Source organism: Aerococcus viridans (assembly GCF_002083135.2).
Taxonomy (GTDB): Bacteria; Bacillota; Bacilli; order Lactobacillales; family Aerococcaceae; genus Aerococcus; species Aerococcus viridans_C.
Window position 1 is genome coordinate 1,046,149 of the sequence record NZ_NBTM02000001.1, and the last position, 23,623, is coordinate 1,069,771.

17 protein-coding genes are annotated in these 23,623 nt (G+C 39.4%); 15 read left to right on the top strand and 2 right to left on the bottom strand.

Going from position 1 to position 23,623, the window contains the following annotated elements; genetic code table 11:
- Positions 1–76: 76 nt before the first annotated feature.
- Positions 77–1,192 (top strand): hypothetical protein, encoded by a 1,116-nt coding sequence (locus A6J77_RS05080; RefSeq protein ID WP_083068743.1) that lies wholly within the window; start codon positions 77–79, stop codon positions 1,190–1,192.
- 860 nt (positions 1,193–2,052) lie between these two features.
- Here A6J77_RS05080 and A6J77_RS05085 read toward each other — a convergent pair.
- Together A6J77_RS05085 and A6J77_RS05090 are read right to left on the bottom strand one after the other, a co-directional pair.
- Positions 2,053–3,381 (bottom strand): FAD-binding oxidoreductase, encoded by a 1,329-nt coding sequence (locus A6J77_RS05085; RefSeq protein WP_083068744.1) that lies wholly within the window; start codon positions 3,379–3,381, stop codon positions 2,053–2,055.
- 106 nt (positions 3,382–3,487) lie between these two features.
- Positions 3,488–4,126: a YigZ family protein gene (locus A6J77_RS05090; protein ID WP_083068746.1), complete on the bottom strand. Its 639-nt coding sequence runs from the start codon at positions 4,124–4,126 to the stop codon at positions 3,488–3,490.
- A 227-nt stretch (positions 4,127–4,353) separates the two neighbouring features.
- Between A6J77_RS05090 and A6J77_RS05095 the strand changes: the two genes are divergently transcribed.
- The 14 genes from A6J77_RS05095 (at position 4,354) to A6J77_RS05160 (ending at position 23,292) form a co-directional block, all read left to right on the top strand.
- Entirely contained in the window at positions 4,354–5,217 is an 864-nt protein-coding gene (locus A6J77_RS05095) for a DegV family protein (RefSeq protein ID WP_004262809.1), read from the top strand.
- Positions 5,218–5,349: 132 nt separating this feature from the next.
- Positions 5,350–6,723, top strand: coding sequence for a DEAD/DEAH box helicase (locus A6J77_RS05100; protein ID WP_083068748.1), 1,374 nt, complete (start codon positions 5,350–5,352; stop codon positions 6,721–6,723).
- Between the two features lie 208 nt (positions 6,724–6,931).
- Entirely contained in the window at positions 6,932–7,483 is a 552-nt protein-coding gene (locus A6J77_RS05105; protein ID WP_227645126.1) for a ComF family protein, read from the top strand.
- Between the two features lie 121 nt (positions 7,484–7,604).
- On the top strand, positions 7,605–8,186 hold the full coding sequence (gene hpf / locus A6J77_RS05110) for a ribosome hibernation-promoting factor, HPF/YfiA family (protein ID WP_083068751.1): 582 nt from the start codon (positions 7,605–7,607) through the stop codon (positions 8,184–8,186).
- Positions 8,187–8,442: 256 nt separating this feature from the next.
- Positions 8,443–10,824: a preprotein translocase subunit SecA gene (secA, locus tag A6J77_RS05115; RefSeq protein WP_083068753.1), complete on the top strand. Its 2,382-nt coding sequence runs from the start codon at positions 8,443–8,445 to the stop codon at positions 10,822–10,824.
- Between the two features lie 92 nt (positions 10,825–10,916).
- Positions 10,917–12,027 (top strand): peptide chain release factor 2 gene (gene prfB, locus A6J77_RS05120; RefSeq protein WP_193756640.1). Its coding sequence is split into 2 segments (ribosomal slippage): positions 10,917–10,988 and positions 10,990–12,027, totalling 1,110 coding nucleotides; the frame shifts between segments, so codons are not numbered across the junction.
- 149 nt (positions 12,028–12,176) lie between these two features.
- Positions 12,177–12,944 (top strand): response regulator transcription factor, encoded by a 768-nt coding sequence (locus tag A6J77_RS05125; protein WP_083068756.1) that lies wholly within the window; start codon positions 12,177–12,179, stop codon positions 12,942–12,944.
- Entirely contained in the window at positions 12,944–14,800 is a 1,857-nt protein-coding gene (gene pnpS / locus A6J77_RS05130; protein WP_083068758.1) for a two-component system histidine kinase PnpS, read from the top strand. Before A6J77_RS05125 ends, pnpS begins: the two co-directional genes overlap by 1 nt.
- A 204-nt stretch (positions 14,801–15,004) precedes the next feature.
- Complete coding sequence (locus A6J77_RS05135; RefSeq protein ID WP_083068759.1) at positions 15,005–15,919, top strand: substrate-binding domain-containing protein; 915 nt, start codon at positions 15,005–15,007, stop codon at positions 15,917–15,919.
- Between the two features lie 212 nt (positions 15,920–16,131).
- On the top strand, positions 16,132–17,007 hold the full coding sequence (pstC, locus tag A6J77_RS05140; RefSeq protein ID WP_083068761.1) for a phosphate ABC transporter permease subunit PstC: 876 nt from the start codon (positions 16,132–16,134) through the stop codon (positions 17,005–17,007).
- Positions 17,007–17,822, top strand: a complete 816-nt coding sequence (pstA, locus tag A6J77_RS05145) for a phosphate ABC transporter permease PstA (protein ID WP_083068763.1) — start codon at positions 17,007–17,009, stop codon at positions 17,820–17,822. Before pstC ends, pstA begins: the two co-directional genes overlap by 1 nt.
- A 32-nt stretch (positions 17,823–17,854) precedes the next feature.
- Positions 17,855–18,622: a phosphate ABC transporter ATP-binding protein PstB gene (pstB, locus tag A6J77_RS05150; protein ID WP_083070247.1), complete on the top strand. Its 768-nt coding sequence runs from the start codon at positions 17,855–17,857 to the stop codon at positions 18,620–18,622.
- A 347-nt stretch (positions 18,623–18,969) separates the two neighbouring features.
- Complete coding sequence (uvrA, locus tag A6J77_RS05155) at positions 18,970–21,789, top strand: excinuclease ABC subunit UvrA (protein ID WP_083068765.1); 2,820 nt, start codon at positions 18,970–18,972, stop codon at positions 21,787–21,789.
- A gap of 162 nt (positions 21,790–21,951) precedes the next feature.
- Complete coding sequence (locus A6J77_RS05160; protein ID WP_083067782.1) at positions 21,952–23,292, top strand: ISL3 family transposase; 1,341 nt, start codon at positions 21,952–21,954, stop codon at positions 23,290–23,292.
- Positions 23,293–23,623: the final 331 nt, after the last annotated feature.

The following is a 23,623-nucleotide window of genomic DNA, read 5'->3' on the forward strand; positions in this document are numbered from 1 at the left end:
CCTTTATTATACAATATAATATATAGTTGTTTTCGTTAACTTGATACGGATATTTTGAAAGGTCGTGCTAACACATATGGACAAATTTAAAATGATGGCTATTCTATTTTCAATGAGTTTTTTAGCATCTTGTGGACTAATAGAGAGCAATAAAACTATCCAATCAAGTCAATCTAGCGATGTTGAATCTAATAATACGCAATCTGCTGAAGTTCCGACAGCGGAAAGTAGTGAAAGTGATAGTGATCAAAGTCTAGCTGAATTTTCCGATGAAGAAATTGAGTATGCCAGAGTATGGTTAAATGAGGGCAAGAATATGGATGTTTCAAATTTGAAAGTAACTTTGATACCTAAGGGTTCATTAATCAATCCGGATAACGTAAATTACGGTACCTACGATGAAGATATAATCGAAATACGAGGACCGCAAGAAACCGATGGCCATGTTGTGTATAGCGTTCGAGATAAAGGGTCGGGTTACATTCATATTTATCCAATTCCATATATTTTCGATCACGCAGAATCTCAAGAATTTTCAAAATATGAAAATATTGAAGAAAATACAGAAGCTGTTTATCTTGAACCAGGAGATAGCCAAACCGTGAGTCAATTAATTAATGTAATTGATATTTCGAAAAAAGAATCATTCATGTCTATGGATACCGCGATTGAAATATACGAAGAAGGATTGAAGGCAACATCTAATGGAGAAACTAGTGGCTTGAATTCTGAATTTTATAGTCGCGATTATTTCGCAATTGAGCAAGATGAACCAGATTCATTGATGCTTTCATTTGAAAATCAAGGTCGTGGTGGACAAGATTACTACTTCTTTAAAGGTGAAGATGACACTATAAAGATTGACACTTATTTTGAATCTTATGAAAAAGATGAGCCAGATATTCAATGGACCTATGATATCTATACACAAACATTTACTGAAGAACTCAGCCAAGAAAGAGAAGACCAGCAAAAAGTCATTGAACCTTTTACAGAAGAAACTGCTTTTGAATATATAAAAGAGCAAGAGGGCTTTAACGATGATATTGCAGTACAAGTTTCTAAGACTAGAGATGATGGTAGTATTGAAATGACACTGATATCAAAAGAATTACAAGGCAATGGAGGCAGTGGTACAGTTGATACTTTTATCATTTACCCAAACGGTAACTACAATTCAAAGCATGATTAAGGTACAAATATGTAGTAATATATACTTGATTGCATGAGTAGTAAAATTAAATAATTATTGAAAAAGAGCCTTACACAAAATTGTAGGGCGTTTCTTAGTCTATAAATCTAATAAACTTAATGTTTTATCAATTTAAATTGAATAGGGCTTATATTCTAAAATATATAGGCCAGAGGCTGGAACTATCTAGCACGCCTTTGCAGTGAAGCAAGGATTTCTGACCCACATCAGACTGTTAGGGGATACCCCTTACAGAATGAGTAGTCAGAAAAGCCCTTAGAAAATTATTCTAAGGGCGGTCTCACTGCTAGTTGAGCTTTGCAGGATAGACAGTTCTCCGCTTCAGAATAGTTAGCGTCACACTTTGTGTGCCACGGCACTATTCTTCCACCGTCTCCTGTCTAAACATCCTGCATCACATCCTATTTTTAAGGCAGTGATAGGTATGTGGAAGCCGAAAGGCTACCCCATAAATATTAAGTTTGCGCTGTCTCACATCCTGTGAAGTTGAGCTCGCACCTCCAGAAAGAACTGCGTTTCAGCTTAGTTTGTAGCTGACTGTGTCATCTACTGCACTAATCTTCCAACGTTTTCTTTCTGAGCGTCGGTGCTCACATCCTGTGAAGTTGAGCTCGCACCTCCAGAAAGAACTGCGTTTCAGCTTAGTTTGTAGCTGACTGTGTCATCTACTGCACTAATCTTCCAACGTTTTCTTTCTGAGCGTCGGTGCTCACATCCTGTGAAGTTGAGCTCGCACCTCCAGAAAGAACTGCGTTTCAGCTTAGTTTGTAGCTGACTGTGTCATCTACTGCACTAATCTTTCAACGTTTTCTTTCTGAGCGTCGGTGCTCGCATCCTGTTTAGTCAAACATTTTTCCTGGGTTCAAGATGTTATTTGGATCCATGGCTTGTTTGATGGATTTCAATACTGCCATATATGCTTCGTCTTTGAAGTAAGGTAGATAAGCTTTTTTCTCTAAACCAACACCGTGTTCTGCAGATAATAAGCCACCTTGTTCAGCAACATATGGGAATAAATCATTTTCATAGTCGTGTTTAATTTGTTCCCAAGTTTCATCATTTTGATCACCGCGTAAGATACAAATATGAATATTGCCATCTCCTGCGTGACCGAAGAATCCGGTTTGGACATTATATTTATCCCCTAAGCGTTTACCTTCTTTAACTAAGTCTGTAAACAGGTGGTTAGGAACAACCGGGTCATACATCTTCCAGTCACCTTTTGAAACGATACCGTTCAAGATATTATCGCGGATGGCCCACATTTCGCTAGCTTCATCCTCAGAAAGTTCGCGCGCTTCAATTGCACCAGCCTTTTTCCCGAGGGCTTGGATAGCTTCAAGTTGGAAGGCTAAACCGTCTGCCGCATTGTCTGCTACGGTTGCCAATAAGAAAGCTTCGCCGTGAACTTCAGGCATTTTCTTGTTGATAAATTGTTCAGAGTAGTGAATACCTGATTCTTCTAAAAGTTCTAAAGCAATTGGTTGAACGGGTGACTTCACAACTTCAAAAATAGCATCTGACACACCGTCTAAAGAATTAAAACCGAGAATAACAGATTTCTCAAAAGCTGGACGTGGTGTTAATTTCAATTGTAACTCTGTGATCACTCCAAGTGTACCTTCAGCACCGATAAATAGGTCTTTCAAATCATAAGCTGTTGCATCTTTTTTATTTAAAGAGCCAACGTGAATCAAGTCCCCATTAGCTAATACCACATCATAACCACGAACATTATCACGGGTCACACCGTATTTAATCGCTCGCATCCCACCAGCATTTGTAGATGCATTCCCACCTACTGAAGCATTTTTATTACCAGGGTCAGGGGCATAGAAATAAGGCGTATTCGCTAGATAATCGCGGATTTGAAATAAGGTTACACCTGCTTGAACTGTTAAGGTCAGCGTTTGCTCATCTAATGAAATAATGTTATTCATTTTCTCTAGGCTTAGTAACCAAGCATTATTGATAGGATAAGTTGCGCTCGTTAATCCAGTTTGACGACCGATAGTAATCGTGGGTTGCTTTCTCGCGTTGGCATCTTTAATAAATGCGACCACTTCTTCAGTTGAAGTGGGGAAAGCAATTAAAGATGCTGAACCTGGATCTTTTTCAACCATATAAGTCTTCAAATATTTGTCTGCAACTTGTTTTTCAATTTCCATAATATATCCTCCATTTGTAAGGGTTTACAAATATATTGTCCTCCAATCGTCTTAAAAATGCAAGGCAGAATTATACTAGTGGATTTGCTTAAAGTTGATAAATAAATTAGTAACTAATAGGGATGTCTACAAAGATTTGTTGCCCAATAGCAAATTCAGCTTGGTCACTTGTTAGATTAACTATGTCGGCTTGAACTTGATCTACTAAATCAGACGGGACACCTAAATGATAAGTGACGTCAGCTAGGTAAGTTGTATCTAATAAGCTGTAGGGCGATTCAGCAATCCAATGTTCTAATTGACCAGTTATTGGGTAAGCAACTTTGATGTCTAATTGGGTTTGCAGCTTACGTTCTACTTGACCAATGGCATCTAATCCTTCAGACACTGCGGATGAGTAAGCACGAACGAGCCCACCAGCACCTAGTTTAGTACCACCGAAATAGCGGGTAACAATTACGATAATATTTTGTAAATTCCGCTGTTTTAAAACTTCTAGCATAGGGACGCCCGCTGTTCCAGAGGGTTCGCCATCATCTAGCGCTCGTTGAATCTCATTTTTTTCGCCAATTTGAAAGGCTACACAATTGTGAGTGGCTTTGTAGTGTTCTTTACGAATTTTTTGGATAAAAGCGTTGGCTTCATCTTCATTGAAGACTCGTTGTGCATGGCAAATAAATCTGGACCCTTTCACTTCAATTTCGTGGCTACCGCCGCCTGCAACTACAGTCCGGTATTCAATCATTTGACTTGCCTCCTTGTTAATCATTTCTTTCCTTTGAGAGTAGCATATTTTATTATTTTTAGCTATTTGCCTGTCTTTTGTGTATATTTCACAAAGTTGAAGCGCTTTACTAGATAAACTTGTCGAATTTTATCCAGATGTTTGATAAAATGGCACTGAAGTTATTGTCAGTTGATTATTTTTCAAGTGGCAATCTGTAAAGTACAGGGATTAGAGGAGAAAATTATATGTCACTTGCCATTGTAACGGATAGTACTGCCTATCTTTCAGACGAATTTGTTAGTCGTCACGATATTACAGTTCTACCATTAACAATCACATTTTCAGACGGATCCTACCGTGACAATATCGACATCACGGTTGATGAGTTTTATGCCAAAATGGCGGCCTTAGATGAGATCCCAACAAGTTCGCAACCTGCGCCAGGCCTTGTCACAGAAGTCTTCGAGCGGTTAGCTGACAGTCATGATGAGGTTTTGGTTGTTACCTTATCTAAAGGTATTTCTGGTGCCTTCCAAACCTTTAGTATGATTGCAAACGAAGTTGCTGAAGAAAAAAATGTTCGGATTGCGGTTTATAATTCCGATATTTCTTTGATTGGACAAGGTTTATTCGTTCAAGAAGCCGTTAAGTTGCGTGAACAAGGTCTAAGCTTAGAAGAAATCTTACCAAAATTAGATGCCTTAAAATTAACTTCAGATGCTTATTTTTCAGTAGAAAATTTGGGACACTTAGCTAAAGGTGGCCGTATCTCTTCTAGTGCAGCTGGAATTGGTAACCTATTACAAGTAAAACCAATCTTGCATTTTGAACAGGGAAAAATTGAGGTTTTTGAAAAAGTTCGTACCCATAAAAAGACTGTGAAACGGATGCTTGATTTATTTGAACAAGCTTATCAAGCAGAGCCACGATTAAGGGTCGCCATTGTAGGGGAAGATGACACCCCGCAAGTTCAAAGTTTGGTGGCTTATATGACTGAAAATCACCCAGACTTAGATATGCAACGAACGCCAGTAGGCCCCGTTATTGGGACACATCTTGGCCCAGCTGCCTACGCTTTAGCTTGGTGGCAAAATACTGATATCAAGTAGGTTCAAAACTTAAATTTAATTGAAATTGCACTTATTTATGTACTTTTTGAGATTAGGAAATTTCCTGGTCTCTTTTTTTTTGGCGCATTTTGACATTTTTCCCGTATAAACTTCATAAGAGGGGGGATAAGGATGGAAGCAGTCAGCAACTTACTAAGAGGTCGACTCGTCACCGCCAAGGAAATAGGCCAGACCGATGCAGCCATCAACTTACTGGATATACCCGGATTGCAAATCTTCTCTGCCCTGGAAAAAGAGGGCTCGCGCTTAAGATGTCGCCGTTGCGGAAACCAAACCATCTTTCAAGAAAATATCTGTCAATGTGGCCTGACAGACTGCGTCTATTGTCTACAATGTCTCAACTTCGGTAAACTACGGACCTGCGACAAGTTATATCACTTAGCTGAAGCGACTGAACCCTATAGCTGGCAAAGAGACCAATCTTATTTGGCTTGGACCGGCACTTTATCAGACCAACAAGCCCAAGCCTCCAAAGAAATTTGTCAGACCTACCAAGCAGGCGGTCAACGTCTAGTTTGGGCTGTTACAGGAGCAGGTAAGACAGAGATGGTCTTTGAAGCTGTTAACCAAGCCCTGATGGCTGGCGGGAAAGTAGCCCTCGCCACACCCCGAGTTGACGTGGCCAATGAGCTAGCCCCACGCTTTAAAGAAGCCTTTCCTGAAGTGACTATCCAGTTACTCCACGGTCAATCAGAAGAAACTTATGCTGAACAACCTTTTACCATCGGGTCCACCCACCAACTCATTCGTTTTAAAGAAGCTTTTGACCTGTTGATTATTGATGAAATTGACGCATTTCCTTATGACGGCGACCCTATGCTCTATTTCGCTTCAGACCGTGCCATTAAAAAGACAGGGGCCCAGATTTTGCTGACGGCAACCCCAAATCCAAGTCATGAGAAATTAATCAAAGAAGGCAAGCTACCCGTGTCCATTCTGCCAGCCCGCTACCACCGCCACCACCTACCAGTCCCCAAACACCAATGGGTAGGCGACTGGCATAGTATTATTCAAGCAGGTAAAATACCAAGTGTTTTTAGACGACTATTAGGACGGCTACTGGTCAAAGGGCGACGAGTTTTGGTCTTTATGCCCAACATTGATTTAATGCTAACTTTCGTAAGATTATGCCGGCAAGTATTTGCTGATTACCGGTTTGAATCCGTGTCTTCAAAAGACCCAGACCGTATTATCAAGGTACAAAATATGCGAGATGGTCATTATGATTTTTTATTTTCGACTACTATCTTAGAGCGAGGCGTTACCTTTGCTAATATTGATGTCATCGTATTGGGTAGTGAGGACCAGACCTTTACTACAGCAGCTCTGGTCCAGATTTCAGGCCGAGTGGGCCGAAAACCTAAATGGCCATCCGGGTCAGTTTATTTTCTCCATTACGGTAAAACTAAAGCCTCTATTGCAGCTATTCGGCAAATTCAATCCATGAATGATCAAGCAAGGAAACGAGGTTTAATTGATGATTAGTTTATTTAGGGGCGTGATGGAAGGGGGACTAGCTGAGGCGGTTAGCCCATCTACTTGTGTGATTTGTCAAAACACTTTGGTTAACCCACTAACTTTGGAAGATATCTTGTCTCTGAGCCCAATAAAACCACCACTTTTTTGCCAAGAATGTATGAATAGCCTAATCGCCATTGATCTAAAAACAGCCTGTAAACAATGCGGACGAGATATGACTATTGAATCGGCTGGTCAAGTGGATGAAGAAGGTTTTTGTGGGGACTGTCAAAGTTGGCATACTTACCATGATTGGCAGTTTACCAACCAGGCTTTCTATCAATATAATCGTGTCTTTAAAGATTGGCTGGTAGTCTTAAAAGGGCAGGGCGATATTCGTGGGCGTCATCTTTTTGCCAAGAAATTAAAAGCTGTCTACCGAAAGCATATGGAGGCTATTTGGGTGCCTATGCCTTCTTCCAGTGAGAAGGTAGCGAATCGAGGCTTTAACCAGACGCGTTTAATACTTGAGGCAGCGGACATTCCCTTTCAAGACCTATTGATGAATGAGGGGAGTCAGGGGAAGCAAGCCTATAAAAACCGCCATGACCGTTTTCAAGATAGAAGTAAGATTCAGGTGAAAAATGACCTAGAAAATATAGATAAGAACCGTCCGATTATCCTATTCGATGACGTCTATACTACTGGTACCACTATGTTTTCAGCCTATAAGGCGCTTGAATTAGCGGGCTTTAGTCAAGTTAGCGGACTGACCCTTGCAAGATAATGTATTTTTTCAGTGTGGATTATTTGTATCGGTAAGCGTTTTCTATTATAATTAAGGTACTAATAAAGAAGCTATAGGAGCTTCACCAGTGATTTATTACTGGTAGAAAGGATGAAAGATTATGTTTACATACAACGTCCGCGGTGAGAATATTGAAATCACACCAGCAATCAGAGAGTACGCTGAAAAAAAAATCTCTAAGATTGAACGGTATTTCACTGATTCACCAGATGCTACTGCATATGTAAATGCGAAAGTTTATCCGAATAAGGATGCTAAGGCAGAGGTTACAATTCCTTTAACAGGTGGTTTGACTTTACGTGCTGAAGAAACATCTCAAGACTTGTACGGTTCTATTGACCTTGTGGTTGATAAGTTAGAACGTCAAGTACGTAAATACAAAACAAAAATAAATCGTAAGCCTCGTGCTAGTGCTGGTTTACCAGGTGCTGTGGAAACACAAGTTCAGGCTGACCGTGTTGAGCAAGAGGCTGAAGAAGGACATGACCCAATTAAGATTGTGCGTCGTAAAACCTTATCTGTGAAGCCGATGACTGCAGAAGAAGCAGTATTGCAAATGGAAATGCTAGGTCACAACTTCTTCATCTTTGAAGATGCTGAAACTGGTAAAGGTGCCTTGGTATATGCTCGTCGTAAAGGTTCATATGGTTTAATTGCCATTGAAGATGAAGAAGATGCATAACCAAGAAAACATACTGATAAAATGACAAGCTCCGGTGGTTGCCGGGGCTTTTTTTCATGTATTTAGTCATTTTCCAGGAAAAAGGTTATAAAAATCTTGTAATTTCTGCTAAGGCTATCCGTTTCTTGTTTTAATGACAAATTTTTAATGCTATCATATAATGGACGATAAATATATTGGGGATAGTAGGTAGTGCGATACCGCTTAATACATCCGCCCAAGATTTATACAAGTTTCTGAACCAAAGGAGAAAATAATGGCAAATGTTTTAAAAAAGGTTTTTGATAACCAAAGAAAAGATTTGAAAAAATTTGATAAAACTGCAAAACAAGTTGAGGCATTAGAGGATCGTTTTGCAAATTACACAGATGACCAACTAAAAGATATGACTAAGTCATTCCAAGAACGTCTACAATTAGGTGAGGACCTGGAAAATATTTTAGTGGAAGCTTTTGCGACAGTAAGAGAAGGTGCACGCCGTGTCCTTGGATTATTCCCTTACCACGTACAAATTATGGGTGGCTTGGCCTTGCACTACGGAAACATTGCAGAGATGAAAACTGGTGAAGGTAAAACCCTAACAGCGACAATGCCAGTGTACCTAAACGCCTTAACTGGTAAAGGGGTACATGTAGTGACAGTCAATGACTACTTGGCTAGCCGTGACTCTGCGCAAATGGGTGAGTTGTATACTTTCTTAGGCCTAACAGTAGGCTTGAATAAAGCAGGTATGAACAACGAAGAAAAGCGTGAAGCATATGCAGCGGATATTACTTATTCAACAAATAACGAGCTTGGATTTGACTACTTGCGTGACAACATGGTCGTGTACAAGCGCCAAATGGTGCAACGTCCTTTATACTTTGCGGTTGTCGATGAAGTGGATTCAATCTTAATCGATGAGGCGCGTACGCCACTTATCATTTCAAACCAGGCTGAGCAATCGACTGCCTTGTACCAACGGGCAGATTATTTTGCCAAGAGCTTAAAAGAAGAAGACGATTATGTGATTGATGTGTCGTCTAAAACGATTGCCCTTACTGAAGCGGGGATTGAAAAAGCAGAAGATGTATTCCATGTGAAGAACTTATATGATATCGAAAATGGTCGTTTAATCCACCATATCGATACAGCTTTACGTGCCAACTACATCATGGCTTTAAATATTGACTATGTAGTGGTTGACGGCCAAGTGAAGATCGTTGATGGCTTTACTGGTCGTATCATGGAAGGTCGTCGTTTCTCAGATGGTTTACACCAAGGGATTGAAGCAAAAGAAAATGTGGACATTCAAAATGAATCGAAAACAATGGCGACAATTACCTTCCAAAACTACTTCAGAATGTATGAAAAATTATCTGGTATGACAGGTACAGCTAAAACTGAAGAAGAAGAATTTCGTGAAATTTACAATATGAACGTTATTCAAATTCCAACCAACAAACCAGTTATCCGTGAAGATAAATCAGATGTTTTATACCCCAACTTGAAGTCTAAATTCAACGCGGTTATAAAAGACATCGCAACGCGCCATCAAGCCGGTCAACCAGTCTTAGTAGGTACGGTTGCGGTTGAAACATCCGAAATGTTATCAGATGCCTTGACACAATTAGGGATTCGTCATAACGTGTTGAACGCCAAAAACCATGAACGTGAAGCACAAATCGTTGCTGATGCAGGTCAAAAGGGCGCCGTGACGATTGCGACGAACATGGCCGGACGTGGTACGGATATTAAATTGAGCCCAGAAGTGAAAGAAATCGGTGGTTTAGCCGTTATCGGTACTGAACGCCACGAGTCTCGTCGTATCGACAACCAGTTACGTGGGCGTGCTGGACGTCAAGGAGACCCAGGTTACTCACGTTTCTACTTATCACTTGAAGATGACGTGATGCGTCGTTTCGGTTCAGAACGTATCCAACAATTATGGGAAAGATTAAACGTAGACCAAGATGATCCAGACATGGTGATTGAGTCTCGTATGATCACTAAACAAGTTGAAGGCGCGCAAATTCGTGTTGAAGGGAATAACTACGATACCCGTAAGAACGTCCTAGAATACGATGAGGTGATGCGTCAACAACGTGATGTCATTTACGCACAACGTTTCCAAGTGATTTCAGCTGAAGAGTCATTGGATGACGTGATGTGGCCAATGATTGAGCGAACTATTAAACGCCAAGTGGAATTATACACTGCTGGTGACCGTGCTGATTGGAATTTAGAAGCCTTAGCTGACTTCGCGGAAACAGCTTTATACCGTAATACACAGGTGGATATCGATAATTTAGAGGGTAAAAACCAAAAAGAAATCATTGCCTACATTACTGATAAAGCGGCTGACCTTTTCAACAAAAAAATTGATTCAATCAATAACAAAGACATGGCCCTAGAATTTGAAAAAGTGGTTATCTTGCGTGCAGTTGACTCTCGCTGGACTGACCATATTGACGCTATGGACCAATTACGTCAAGGGGTTGGACTACGTGCATATGCACAAAATAATCCATTGGTAGAGTACCAATCTGAAGGATTTGACCGTTTCAACGAAATGATTGCCGGTATTGAATATGATGCAACACGTATGTTTATGCAATCAGAAATCCGTCAAAACTTAGAACGTAAACAAGCTAAATAAGAGCATATTATGAACATCGGGACGAACAAGGCAGTGACCGAGTAACATCATCATTCATGTTTGTCCCGTGTTTTCATTAGGAGTGATACAAGATGGAACAATATGAAATTAATAATTTACTAGAGCAAAATAGAACCCAAATTGATAGCTTCAGGGGGTCTCTTTGACTTAGAGAAGATGGAAGCTGATTTAGCTGAATACGAAGCCGATATGGTGCAACCAGGTTTCTGGGATGATTCGGTCAGGGCCCAAGCTGTGATTGACGCCAATAATGCCTTGAAAAAGGTCTATGATGAATTCAATAATCTAGCGGATGAATATGAGGAATTGGTACTGTTAAACGACATGGTTAAAGAAGAATCGGATCCTGAATTAGCTAGCGAATTGGTTAACCGAATTCAAACCTTTCAAAGTAAAATCTCTGCTTATGAACGGAATATTTTACTAAGTGGGGAATATGACCACAATGACGCCTTGTTAGAAATCCATCCAGGTGCTGGGGGTACTGAGTCCCAAGATTGGGCTTCTATGCTCCTTCGAATGTACCAACGGTGGGCAGACCAACATGATTATCAAGTGACGATACTCGATTTTCAAAACGGTGATGAAGCGGGGATTAAGTCTGTTACACTAGAAATCAAAGGATTGAATGCTTACGGCTTTTTGAAATCAGAAGACGGGATCCACCGCTTGGTGCGTATTTCACCATTTGATTCCAACAAACGTCGCCATACCTCTTTTGCTTCAGTTGAAATTATGCCTGTATTGGATCAAAATACCGAAATTGAAATTGACGAATCAGATATTGAAATGGATGTATTCCGCGCTTCAGGTGCCGGTGGACAGCATATCAATAAAACATCTTCAGCCGTTCGGTTGACCCACGTGCCAACAGGTATTGTTGTGGCTTCGCAAGGTCAAAGGTCTCAATTCCAAAATAGGGACACAGCTATGAAGATGTTGCAGGCCAAGTTGGCGCATTTATTGGCTGAAAAGAATGCTAAAGAGTTGGATGAAATCCGCGGTGAGAAATCAGAAATCGCCTGGGGTTCACAAATCCGTTCTTACGTCTTCCATCCATATAATATGGTGAAAGACCACCGGACTGACCATGAAACAGCTAATGTGCAAGCGGTGATGGATGGCGATTTAGATGGGTTTATTGACGCATATTTAAAAAATCAACTAAGTGACGAAAATTAGAAGTTACTTTTTCTAACTGAGGGTAGTTTAAAATACGCTTAAAAATTTATATAATTGTGAGTGAAGTTAAGCTTGTATCTGAGACCTAGGGTAGTTGGTTAATTTTGGGCGTGAATGAGATTTCCCAAAATTTTATTTGGAGGAAATATATGAAAAAAGTATTAATAGTGGATGATGAACAATCAATATTAACATTATTAAAATATAGTCTAGAAAAAGAAGGCTACGAAGTTATTCAGGCAGAAGACGGACAGACAGGTTTAGAATTGGCCATGAATAATCAGCTAGACTTCATCATTCTTGATTTGATGTTGCCAAAAATGGACGGGATGGACGTTTGTAAAAACTTACGCCAGAACAAGGTGAATACACCTATTTTGATGCTAACAGCAAAAGATGATGAATTAGAAAAAATTATTGGCTTAGAACTGGGGGCTGATGATTACATGACCAAACCATTTAGTCCGCGTGAAGTATTGGCCCGTATGAAGGCTATCTTACGTCGTGCGACATATTCTGTGTCTTCAGTGGATGCGGAGAATGGCGTGGAAGAAAAACACAAAATCACCCTAACGAAAGATTCAGTAGGGAATTTTAAAGATGAAGATGTTGAAATCATTAAAGCTGGCGATATCGAAATTCATGTGAATGATTATGTGGTATACGTGCGTGGAGAGTCAATCGAAATGACGCCTAAAGAGTTCGAATTATTAACTTATATGGCCCGTCGTGTGAACCGGACATTGTCTCGAGAGCAGCTATTACAAAAATTATGGCGCTTTGATTATGCAGGTGAAACCCGTATTGTGGATGTGCATGTGAGTCATTTACGTGAAAAAATCGAATTAGACACCAAAAATCCTGAATATATCATTACTGTTCGTGGCTTTGGGTATAAATTCGAGGTGCCAAACTGATGCAAAAATTGATTCAAAGTATAACAACAGTGTTTGCGCTGTTGTTTATTTTATATAGTGTGATATTTGCCTTTACAGTCAATCGCTTTGTTACGGACACCGTAAACGATGAAGTACAAAATACTTTGATCAATGTGGTATCTACTATTCGACCAAGTTTCAGATCCTTAGATCCAGTTGATATCAATGATAATACTGCTGAATTTCGGGACGTTAAACGGACCATTCAACCTATGGTCAATTTAAATGACCGGATATTAATTTATGACGCTGACGGCAACAAAGTTTACTCTGTAGGTAATGACCAGTTGTTAAATGATGCTGCCTTTAGGGACTATGAAGAAAATATGGACAACCGGTTTGAACAAGAAGAAACCGAAAAAGATACCGTTATTTATTCATATTCTGAACGGATCGCCAACTCCAAAGGGGAAGTGCTTGGGTACATCCAAGTCTTGCGGAATTTCCCATTAAACCGGCCTGTTGAAGAAAATATTATCTTCATAGCGGTCGCGATGGGAATTGGGGCTGTTTCCTTATTAGTTGGGTTTTTTGTTCATTTTAACCGCCGAATACACCTGCCGATATTGGCCATTAACCGTCAATTAAGCCATATGGCGAATAATGACTATGACCTTAAATATACGCCTGTAAATATCGAAGAGTTTGATGAAATCGGGGAAAATATCAATGATTTATCAAACGAATTAGCCTTGCAAGAATTTCAGATTACCAACCAAACCCACCGGATGAATAAATTGGTGGATGCCATGATGCTAGGGGTTGTCATGGTTGACAAAGACCACATCGTCCGACTAGCCAACCCAGCCATGTATGAAATCTTAGGCTTGGATGAACAAATTGAAGGCCGTCGTTTTGAAGAGGTGCTACAAAGTTACCGATTAATTCAAATGCTGAACCAGGCCTCTAAGACCAAAGCGAAAATCAATGAAGAAATTTACCTATATTATCCACGCGAAGTGATTTTAGATGTGAATGTAATCCACTTAAGTTCCGAAGAAATGGACGCCTATTTTGATGCGGATACTAATGAAGAATTACCAAGTTCAGGCGATTCTGAACAAATTATCCTATTAATCTATGACATCACAGACATTCGTCACTTAGAAAAAGTACGGAGTGATTTCATTTCTAACGCCTCTCATGAGTTAAAAACACCTGTAACGGCCTTGCAAGGGTTTACCGAAACCTTGTTAGATGGTGCCATCGAAGACCATGATACAGCTATAGAATTTGTGAAAATCATGCAAAAGGAAAGCAACCGTCTAGGATCATTAATTAAAGACATCTTGGACTTAGCTAAAATTGAACAAGATCAAGTACAGCAGACTACGGAATTGTTAGTAGCTGACGAATTAGTAGAAGACGTCTTCCAACACTTAAGCGGACGAGCCCGGGACAAACATATTGAATTAAGAATGGAAGAAAATCTATCGGCAAATGTTGCCTTTAGAGGGGACCGGGGACGGATTCTACAGGTATTAACCAACCTTATCCATAACGGTATCATTTATAATAATCCTCACGGTTATGTAAAAGTAGCGATTTCAGAATGGGACAATACGATTCAATTTGATATATCGGATAACGGTATTGGGATTCCGCAAGAGGACTTGCCAAGGATATTTGAACGTTTCTACCGGGTGAGTAAAGACCGGTCAACTGCTTCAGGAGGTACTGGGTTGGGCTTATCAATTGTGCGGAATATCCTAGAACATATGGGTGGTTCGATTGAGGTAGATAGCGAATTTGGTAAAGGTACAAACTTTACGGTTTATATCCCTAAAATGGATGCTATTGACCTAGAAGAAGACGATGAAGAAAGTGAAGAATAACAAAGGAATTATTTAGATATATCGAAATCGAAAAAAATGAGAAATTTCCAATGAGGTTTACACAATCTTTACAATACATTTACACAACTAGGGTTAATTTACATTTTACCCCCTTATATTTTTACAATCTTCTTATATAATTACCTTGTAATCGTTTGGTATAAGGTTATATGGATTAAGAAAAAGAAAAGGTGGAAAGTATAAATGACTTTTAATAAGTTTTCAAAATTAGCTTTAGCTTTAGGTGCTTCAGCTGCATTAGCTGCATGCGGTAACGGTGGGTCTACTGAGGAATCTTCAGCAGACACTGGTTCAACAACTGAATCTTCAACAGAAGGAACAGCTGCAGTTACTGGTCCTATCTCAGTAATCTCTCGTGAAGAAGGTTCCGGTACTCGTGATGCATTCGTAGAAGCAACTGGCGTTATGGCTGATGATGTTGATAATACTACTGCTGCAGCTACAATCATGAACGGTACGGACCAAGTAATGACTGCTGTTGCCGACGATCCAAATGCTATTGGATACATCTCTTTAGGTTCTTTAAACGACACAGTTAAAGCTCTAGCTGTTGACGGTGTAGAAGCTACTGAAGAAAACGTTGCCTCTGGTGACTACGCAATTTCTCGTCCATTCAACATTGTGTACCAAGGCGAATTAGAAGGCGTTGTAGCTGACTTCCACGACTTCATCTTCTCTGAAGAAGGTCAAGCAATCGTTTTAGAAGAAGGTTACGTACAAGCTAAGGCAGAAGCTGCACCATATGAAGGTGATGGTTCTCAATCAGGTTCAATCAACGTTGTTGGTTCAACTTCAGTTTCTCCAGTAATGGAAAAATTAGCAGAAGCTTACCAAGAGTTAAACTCTGGCGTGCAAGTAAACATTACATCTAACGGTTCATCTGCTGGTGTTACAGCTGCTGCAGACGGTACTGCTGACTTAGGTATGGCATCTCGTGCTTTAGCTGATGACGAAACAGATGTAACCGCTGAAGCAATCGGTACTGATGGTGTTGCGGTAATCGTTAACCCTGAAAACGGCACTTCAGACTTAACATTAGAAACAATTGCTGGTATCTTCACTGGCGAAATTACTGACTGGGAAGGCACTGCTCAATAATTTCTACTTGTTAAGAAACAACTAATGGTTTATCTTATTAGAGCTGCTACTCCTATATAGTAGCAGCTCCTTTTATATTTTAAGGGCATTTTGGATTATTCAGATGTCGAATAGGCAATAGTGAATTTATGGGGTTTTTAAAAGCGCCTAGATAAGTTATAATTTCCCTTGAGCACATTTTTTCGTGAATTTGAATTTGATAAGGAGAACATATGAAACAGAATAATATGTTGGAAACAGTGATGAAGTATGTCTTCATGTTCGCTGCTTTCACTTCAATTCTTGCGTTGTTAGCAATTTGTTACTTTATTTTTGCACGCGGGATCCCTTTTATGGCTAATTATGGTTTTGGTCAATTCCTGTTTGGTGACAAATGGCAACCATCTCAAGAAATATTTGGTTTAGCACCAATGTTAGTAGGTTCACTATACGTAACTCTAATTGCTATTGTATTAGGTGTACCAACTGGTGTGTTTACAGCAATGTTTATGGCATTTTACTGCCCACCAAAATTACATAGAGTATTAAAACCAGCAATGAACTTGATGTCTGGTATCCCCTCTATCGTATTTGGTTATTTTGGTTTACAAGTATTGGTTCCAGGTATCCGTACCTTTGCACGATCTTTAGGGGTGGCATCAAATGGTATGAGTATCGCGACAGCAGGTATTGTTTTAGCAATTATGATTTTACCTACTATTATTACCATGTCTGAATCATCACTACGTGCAGTACCAAAAACATACTACAATGCGTCAGTTGGTTTAGGGGCTGACCATGACAGAACTTCATACGTGATTATGATGCCAGCAGCTAAATCAGGGATTTTCTCTTCTATCATCCTTGGTATTGGTCGTGCAGTTGGCGAAACAATGGCCGTAATCATGGTTGCGGGTAACCAAGCAATTTTCCCTCGCGGATTATTCCAAGGTGCACGGACAATGACTGCCAACATCATCCTTGAAATGGCTTATGCAACTGGTTCTCACCAAAGTGCCTTAATTGCTACAGGTGCAGTACTGTTTATCATCATCTTGGTTATCAATGGTATTTTCGCGTATGTTAAGAGAACGGGGGTAAATAACTAATGTCTAAGGTATTACGTGGATTTACATATTTCTTTGCAGCAGTTACATTTGCCGCCTTAGTATGGATCATCGGTTATGTATTAGTTTCAGGTGTCCCTCACTTAACAGCTGACTTATTCTCATGGAAGTACTCAACAGATAACGTTTCAATGATGCCTTCAATTATCACAACAATCTATATAATTGGTGGTTCATTACTTCTTGCTATTCCATTTGGTGTATTTGCTGGTTTCTACCTAGTAGAGTATGCTGGTAAAAATAACAAATGGGTTGAAGGTATCCGTATTGCAACTGATACCTTAACAGGGGTACCATCAATCGTATTCGGTTTGTTTGGTATGTTAGCCTTTGTATCCGCAGCAGGATTCCAATATTCATTAATTTCAGGTATTCTTACTTCAGCAATTATGGTATTACCATTGATTATCCGTAATACTGAAGAAGCCTTAATGTCAGTTAAAGATAGTCTACGGCAAGCAAGTTTCGGTTTAGGTGCTGGTAAATTACGTACTATCTTTAGAATCGTATTACCAATCGCTATGCCAGGTATCTTGTCAGGTATCATCCTTGCTATCGGACGTATCGTTGGTGAAACAGCAGCCTTGATGTATACATTAGGTACATCAACATCATTACCTAATTCAATCTTCTCATCTGGTCGTACATTAGCATTACATATGTATGTATTATCAAGTGAAGGTTTACACCGTGATCAAGCAAATGCTACCGGTGTAGTACTATTATTAGTTGTATTAGTTATTAACGGCTTATCTACATGGTTATCACAACGATTTACAAAAGGAGGACAAAACTAATCATGGTTGAAAACAACAATCTTAAAATTAAAATGCAGGCAGAGAACATGGACCTTTACTATGGTAACTTTAAAGCCCTAGAAGGTATCAACATGCCTATTTACGAAAAACAAGTAACAGCATTAATCGGTCCTTCAGGGTCTGGTAAATCTACTTTCTTAAAAACATTAAACCGTATGAACGACCTTGTTGAAGGTTGCCGTATCGAAGGTGAAATTACTTTAGACGGTAAAAACATCTTCGACCGTGACATGAACTTAAACATGTTACGTAAAAACGTAGGGATGGTTTTCCAACAACCAAACCCATTCCCAATGTCAATCTATGACAACGTTGCTTACGGTCCTCGTACACACGGTGTCCGTGACAAAAATGAATTAGACGAAATCGTTGAAACATCATTACGTGGTGCAGCGATTTGGGACGAAGTGAAAGATGACTTAAACAAAAACGGTATGGCTATTTCTGGTGGGCAACAACAACGTGTATGTATCGCACGTGCCTTAGCAGTTAAACCGGATGTATTGTTAATGGATGAGCCGACTTCAGCCTTAGACCCAATCTCTACTTTAAAAGTTGAAGAGTTAGTACAACAATTACGTGATGACTATACAATCGCGATTGTAACGCACAACATGCAACAAGCTGCGCGTGTATCTGACTACACAGGCTTCTTCTACGCTGACCCAGAAACTGGCCCAGGTAGATCACACATCATTGAATTTGGTGAAACTGACCAAATTTTTAACAACCCAACAAACACACAGACAGCAGACTACGTTGCTGGACGTTTCGGTTAATCCAAACCCCAAACGAAATAACCTTTTCAAGCCATCGGCATTTGTCGGTGGCTTTTCTCTATGCACAAATTAGGTAGCTAGTGTGGAGGGTAGGGACTTTTCTTCGAGGCTTGGTTCGCTACAAATAGAATATTTTTGCCGGTATCCTAAGGTGAATATTGTGCAACGAACATACGTTTGTGTTAAAATAGAAGAGTGTTTGAGACAAATTATTCGCAACAAATGCGAACTATGTCATAATAGATAAGTAGATATAAGTGATAAGGTATAATCATTGATTGCTAAACTTTAAACGAAGTTTAGTAATGAGGTACAACAATAGGGTATAACAATAAGGAGTGGCATGGTTGAGAGATTTAATTAAAGTAAGGGGCGCTCGTTCCCATAATCTAAAAAATATTGATATTGATATTCCCCGCGATCAAATGGTCGTTGTAACTGGTTTATCAGGATCTGGGAAAAGCACTTTAGCCTTTGATACCTTATATGCAGAAGGTCAAAGACGATATGTAGAAAGTCTATCGGCCTTTGCGCGTCAATTCTTAGGTAACACAGAGAAGCCAGATGTAGATTCTATTGAAGGATTAAGTCCAGCCATCTCAATTGACCAAAAAACGACTTCAAGAAACCCTCGATCAACAGTAGGGACCATTACTGAAGTGAATGACTATCTTCGTTTACTATATGCCCGTGTTGGTCAACCCATCTGTCCAAATGATGGGACAGAAATTACAAGTGAATCATTAGACCAAATGTTAGACCGGATTTTAAGTTTACCTGAACGGACTAAAGTGCAAATTCTATCTCCAGTTGTTTATGGTAAAAAAGGTCAACATAAAAAGATCATCGACGGTATCCGTAAACAGGGATATGTCCGTGTGCGTATAGATGGCGAAATCTATGACATTGATGATGTACCTGAATTAGATAAGAATAAAAAACACCAAATCGATATTGTGATCGACCGTTTGGTGATTAAAGAGGATATTAGAGGTCGTCTAGCAGACTCCTTAGAAGCAGCCTTGAGACTGGCCGATGGTTATGCAGTGTGTGATTTGATTGATGGGGACGAAATTCTCTTTTCAGAGCATTATTCATGCCCCCACTGTGGATTTACAGTAGGTGAATTAGAACCCCGTCTATTCTCATTTAATGCGCCTTATGGAGCTTGTGAGGAGTGTACTGGTTTAGGTTCAAAAATTGAAGCTGATCCTAATTTAATTGTGCCAGATAAAAATAAAACATTAAAAGAAGGGGCTATCGTACCTTGGGATTCAAAAGGTTCTGCTTTCTACCCAACCATGTTGGAACAAGCAGCTACCGCCTTTGGGGTACCAATGGATATACCTTTTAAAGAACTTACACAAGAACAACAAGACCTGATTTTATATGGGTCTGGCGAAGAAGAATTCCATTTCTATTATCAAAATGAATTCGGATCTGTTCAAGATAAAATGCGGGTATTTGAAGGGGTTATTCCTAATGTACGTCGCCGTCATCAATCCAGTCAATCTAAGGCTATGCGGGAAGCTATGGGTCAATATATGACTGAATTAGAGTGTCCTGTATGTCACGGTAAACGTTTAAACCGTCAAGCCTTGTCAGTAAAAATTGGGGGACAAGATATTGCTGAAGTAACCCATAAAGCGATTGTGGATACAATCGAATTCTTTGGTGAATTAGATTTATCTGAGCAAAATACGACGATTGCTCAACCGATTATGCGAGAAATTGCCTCACGGTTAAACTTCCTAGAAGAAGTGGGCTTAAACTACCTAACTTTAGACCGTTCGGCTGGAACCTTATCAGGTGGGGAAGCGCAACGTATTCGTTTAGCTACTCAAATTGGATCAAACCTTTCTGGAATCATGTATGTCTTGGATGAACCTTCAATTGGATTACATCAAAGAGACAATGACCGTCTGATTAAATCATTGAAACGTATGCGTGATTTAGGTAACACCTTGATTGTCGTTGAACATGATGAAGAAACTATGCGTGAAGCAGATTATCTAATTGATATGGGACCTGGTGCTGGTGAATATGGTGGCGAAATCGTGGCTGCAGGTACACCAGATGAAGTGGCAAACAATAAAGACTCTATCACAGGACAATACCTAAAAGGTGATCGAAAAATTGATCTACCAGAAAAAAGACGTAAAGAGGATAGAGGGGCCATTCATATTAAGGGCGCTAGTGAAAACAACTTGAAAAATGTTGATGTGGATATTCCAATTGGCCGTCTAAATGTGATTTCAGGTGTTTCTGGATCAGGTAAATCTTCATTGATTAATGAGGTCATGAAAAAGTATCTGATACGTGAACTAAATAAAGCAAAGATGCCTCATGGTAAGGTAGATGAAATTTCAGGTTTTGAATCATTAGATAAGGTTATTGATATTGACCAAAGCCCGATTGGTCGTACGCCACGTTCTAACCCAGCAACATATACTTCTGTATTCGATGATATTCGTGATCTTTTTGCGCAAACTAATGAAGCTAAATTGCGTGGATACGGTAAAGGACGCTTTTCATTTAATGTAAAAGGCGGCCGTTGTGAAGCATGTAAGGGTGACGGGATTTTGAAGGTAGAAATGCACTTCTTACCTGATGTATATGTACCATGTGAAGTTTGTCATGGTACCCGTTATAATTCCGAAACTTTACAAGTGAAATATAAAGGTAAAAATATCGCGGAAGTTTTAGACATGCGTATTGAAGAAGCTTTAGAATTCTTTACGGCAGTACCAAAAATTCGCCGTAAATTACAAGCGATCGTCGATGTAGGTCTTGGTTATGTGACATTAGGTCAACCAGCGCCAACCCTATCAGGAGGGGAAGCGCAACGGATGAAATTGGCCTCTGAGTTACAACGTGTAGCAACTGGTAACACCTTATATGTTTTAGATGAACCAACTACCGGTCTACATACTGAAGATATCAAGCGATTAATTGGCGTTTTACAACGTTTAGTAGATGCTGGTAACACGATTGTCGTGATTGAACACAATTTAGAAGTGATTAAAACAGCAGACTATATTGTGGATATTGGCCCTGAAGGTGGTGCTCAAGGTGGCACGATTGTTGCTTCTGGTACACCTGAAGAGGTTGCTAAAGTGAAAGGCTCATACACAGGTAAATACTTGAAACCATTGTTGAAAAAATAGAATAAAGTAGAAAAACACTATGCTCACGATAAAGGTTCTATAATAAATAGTGTTGGTGAGAATTCATATTGAATCTCATTGACACTATTTTTGTGTACGCAAAAAGGACATGATATCCTTAATGCGTGTAAACCACTACGAATACAGAAAGAAGGGAAAATCATGTCCCATACATCTATTATAAAACAACTTTGCGGTATTTACGACAATAATATTGATATTACAATACCAAAATCTATGCATCTGTTGCCACTTGAAAAGTATCATGAAATAAATCATTTCGTTTTACATGGGGTTCTTACGTACAAGCCTAAGGCTTGTATGCACTGTGGTGTAAAGAATACTGGTAATCGAGATATCATCAAACATGGCTTTAAACCAGCTATCATTCGATTACCGAACACAGCTACTAATCCTGTTTTACTTAAATTACAGAAGCAACGCTTTTATTGTAAACATTGTGCACAAACTTTTATCGCTGAAACACCATTAGTTGAAAAATTTTGCTGTATTTCTAAAACCATTAAAAGTCAAATTAGCTCCGAATTGGTTGAAACGCAATCTATGCGGTTAATCGCTAAACGTTATCATGTCTCTTCTCCAACAGTGGCCAGAACTTTAATGAAAGCAAGTATGGGACTATCACCTAAGGGAAATTATCTCCCGAATCACCTCGGTGTAGATGAGTTTAAATCGACTAATCGTGTAGCCAATGCGATGAGTGCTGTCCTTGTGGACACGCATAATAGAAGGCTAATTGATATTGTCGTTGATAGAAAACAAGCGTCGCTCATCGATTACTTTTCTTCTTTTACCTGGACTGCTCGAAGCAGCGTGAAGACAGTTTCGATTGATTTATATACACCTTATCTAGAGGTCATCCGCACATGTTTCCCTAATGCGAAGATTGTCGTTGATCGATTCCATATAGTAAAGCTGTTGAATGAAACAATCAATTCTATTCGTATTAAAGTGATGAATGCTATCAAAACAAGCCGTCCATCGGACTACAATAAACTCAAAAAACAATGGAAATTGTTGTTAAAGAACGCTGAAGATTTAAATTTCACGGATACACATTATGTTCGTCAATTTGGTGAAGCGATATCAGAACAACGTATTGTTGATTATCTTTTGAGTATCTCACACGAACTTTTAGTTACTTATACCCTGATGAATGAACTAAAATATGCCATTTCAACTCATGATATCAATATTTTCAATGAAATCCTACGTGGGACTAAGAACCAAACTTTGCCAAGTCGTACGAGAAGAACTATCAGAACATTAGCCAAATTCTTGCCTTATATACATAACGCTTTAAAATATACTGTATCAAATGGTCCTACCGAAGGTATTAATAATAAAATTAAATTAATTAAACGAACAGGTTTTGGATATTCGAACTTCCATCATTTACGTGCAAGAATTTTAGTCCAATTCAAATTAAATTACAAACCATCCAATCCTAAACCTTATACATTTGATGGGATGGCAAGCTAACCCAGGGATAGTGGTATATTTTTGAATAAAGAGGACTGAAAGTGTACGTCCTTAGCCGTGAACAAGCATGAAATCGAGACTAAGGCTCGATTTCAAAGCAGAGAGACCTTGGCTCTCGCTGGTGCCACGGCTTTTAAGGAACGTACACTGAAGGACAAAACACCATTTGTTAGAAATGTTATCCCATTGGTCACTTCCCTTGCCTAAAGGCAAGAAAAAAGCCAAACACATCACAGCGTGCATGGCATTTAACTTTATTGATTTCTTAATTATTATTAAAAACTAAAAAACGTATTCGTGTGCTTTAAAATTATTTACCAACACTATTTGT

Excerpts from the sequence above, each read along its gene's own strand:
- A6J77_RS05080 (WP_083068743.1), top strand. The coding sequence starts at position 77 with ATGGACAAATTTAAAATGATGGCTATTCTATTTTCAATGAGTTTTTTA.
- A6J77_RS05085 (WP_083068744.1), bottom strand. The coding sequence starts at position 3,381 with ATGGAAATTGAAAAACAAGTTGCAGACAAATATTTGAAGACTTATATG.
- A6J77_RS05090 (WP_083068746.1), bottom strand. The coding sequence starts at position 4,126 with ATGATTGAATACCGGACTGTAGTTGCAGGCGGCGGTAGCCACGAAATT.
- A6J77_RS05095 (WP_004262809.1), top strand. The coding sequence starts at position 4,354 with ATGTCACTTGCCATTGTAACGGATAGTACTGCCTATCTTTCAGACGAA.
- A6J77_RS05100 (WP_083068748.1), top strand. The coding sequence starts at position 5,350 with ATGGAAGCAGTCAGCAACTTACTAAGAGGTCGACTCGTCACCGCCAAG.
- A6J77_RS05105 (WP_227645126.1), top strand. The coding sequence starts at position 6,932 with ATGACTATTGAATCGGCTGGTCAAGTGGATGAAGAAGGTTTTTGTGGG.
- hpf (WP_083068751.1), top strand. The coding sequence starts at position 7,605 with ATGTTTACATACAACGTCCGCGGTGAGAATATTGAAATCACACCAGCA.
- secA (WP_083068753.1), top strand. The coding sequence starts at position 8,443 with ATGGCAAATGTTTTAAAAAAGGTTTTTGATAACCAAAGAAAAGATTTG.
- A6J77_RS05125 (WP_083068756.1), top strand. The coding sequence starts at position 12,177 with ATGAAAAAAGTATTAATAGTGGATGATGAACAATCAATATTAACATTA.
- pnpS (WP_083068758.1), top strand. The coding sequence starts at position 12,944 with ATGCAAAAATTGATTCAAAGTATAACAACAGTGTTTGCGCTGTTGTTT.
- A6J77_RS05135 (WP_083068759.1), top strand. The coding sequence starts at position 15,005 with ATGACTTTTAATAAGTTTTCAAAATTAGCTTTAGCTTTAGGTGCTTCA.
- pstC (WP_083068761.1), top strand. The coding sequence starts at position 16,132 with ATGAAACAGAATAATATGTTGGAAACAGTGATGAAGTATGTCTTCATG.
- pstA (WP_083068763.1), top strand. The coding sequence starts at position 17,007 with ATGTCTAAGGTATTACGTGGATTTACATATTTCTTTGCAGCAGTTACA.
- pstB (WP_083070247.1), top strand. The coding sequence starts at position 17,855 with ATGCAGGCAGAGAACATGGACCTTTACTATGGTAACTTTAAAGCCCTA.
- A6J77_RS05160 (WP_083067782.1), top strand. The coding sequence starts at position 21,952 with ATGTCCCATACATCTATTATAAAACAACTTTGCGGTATTTACGACAAT.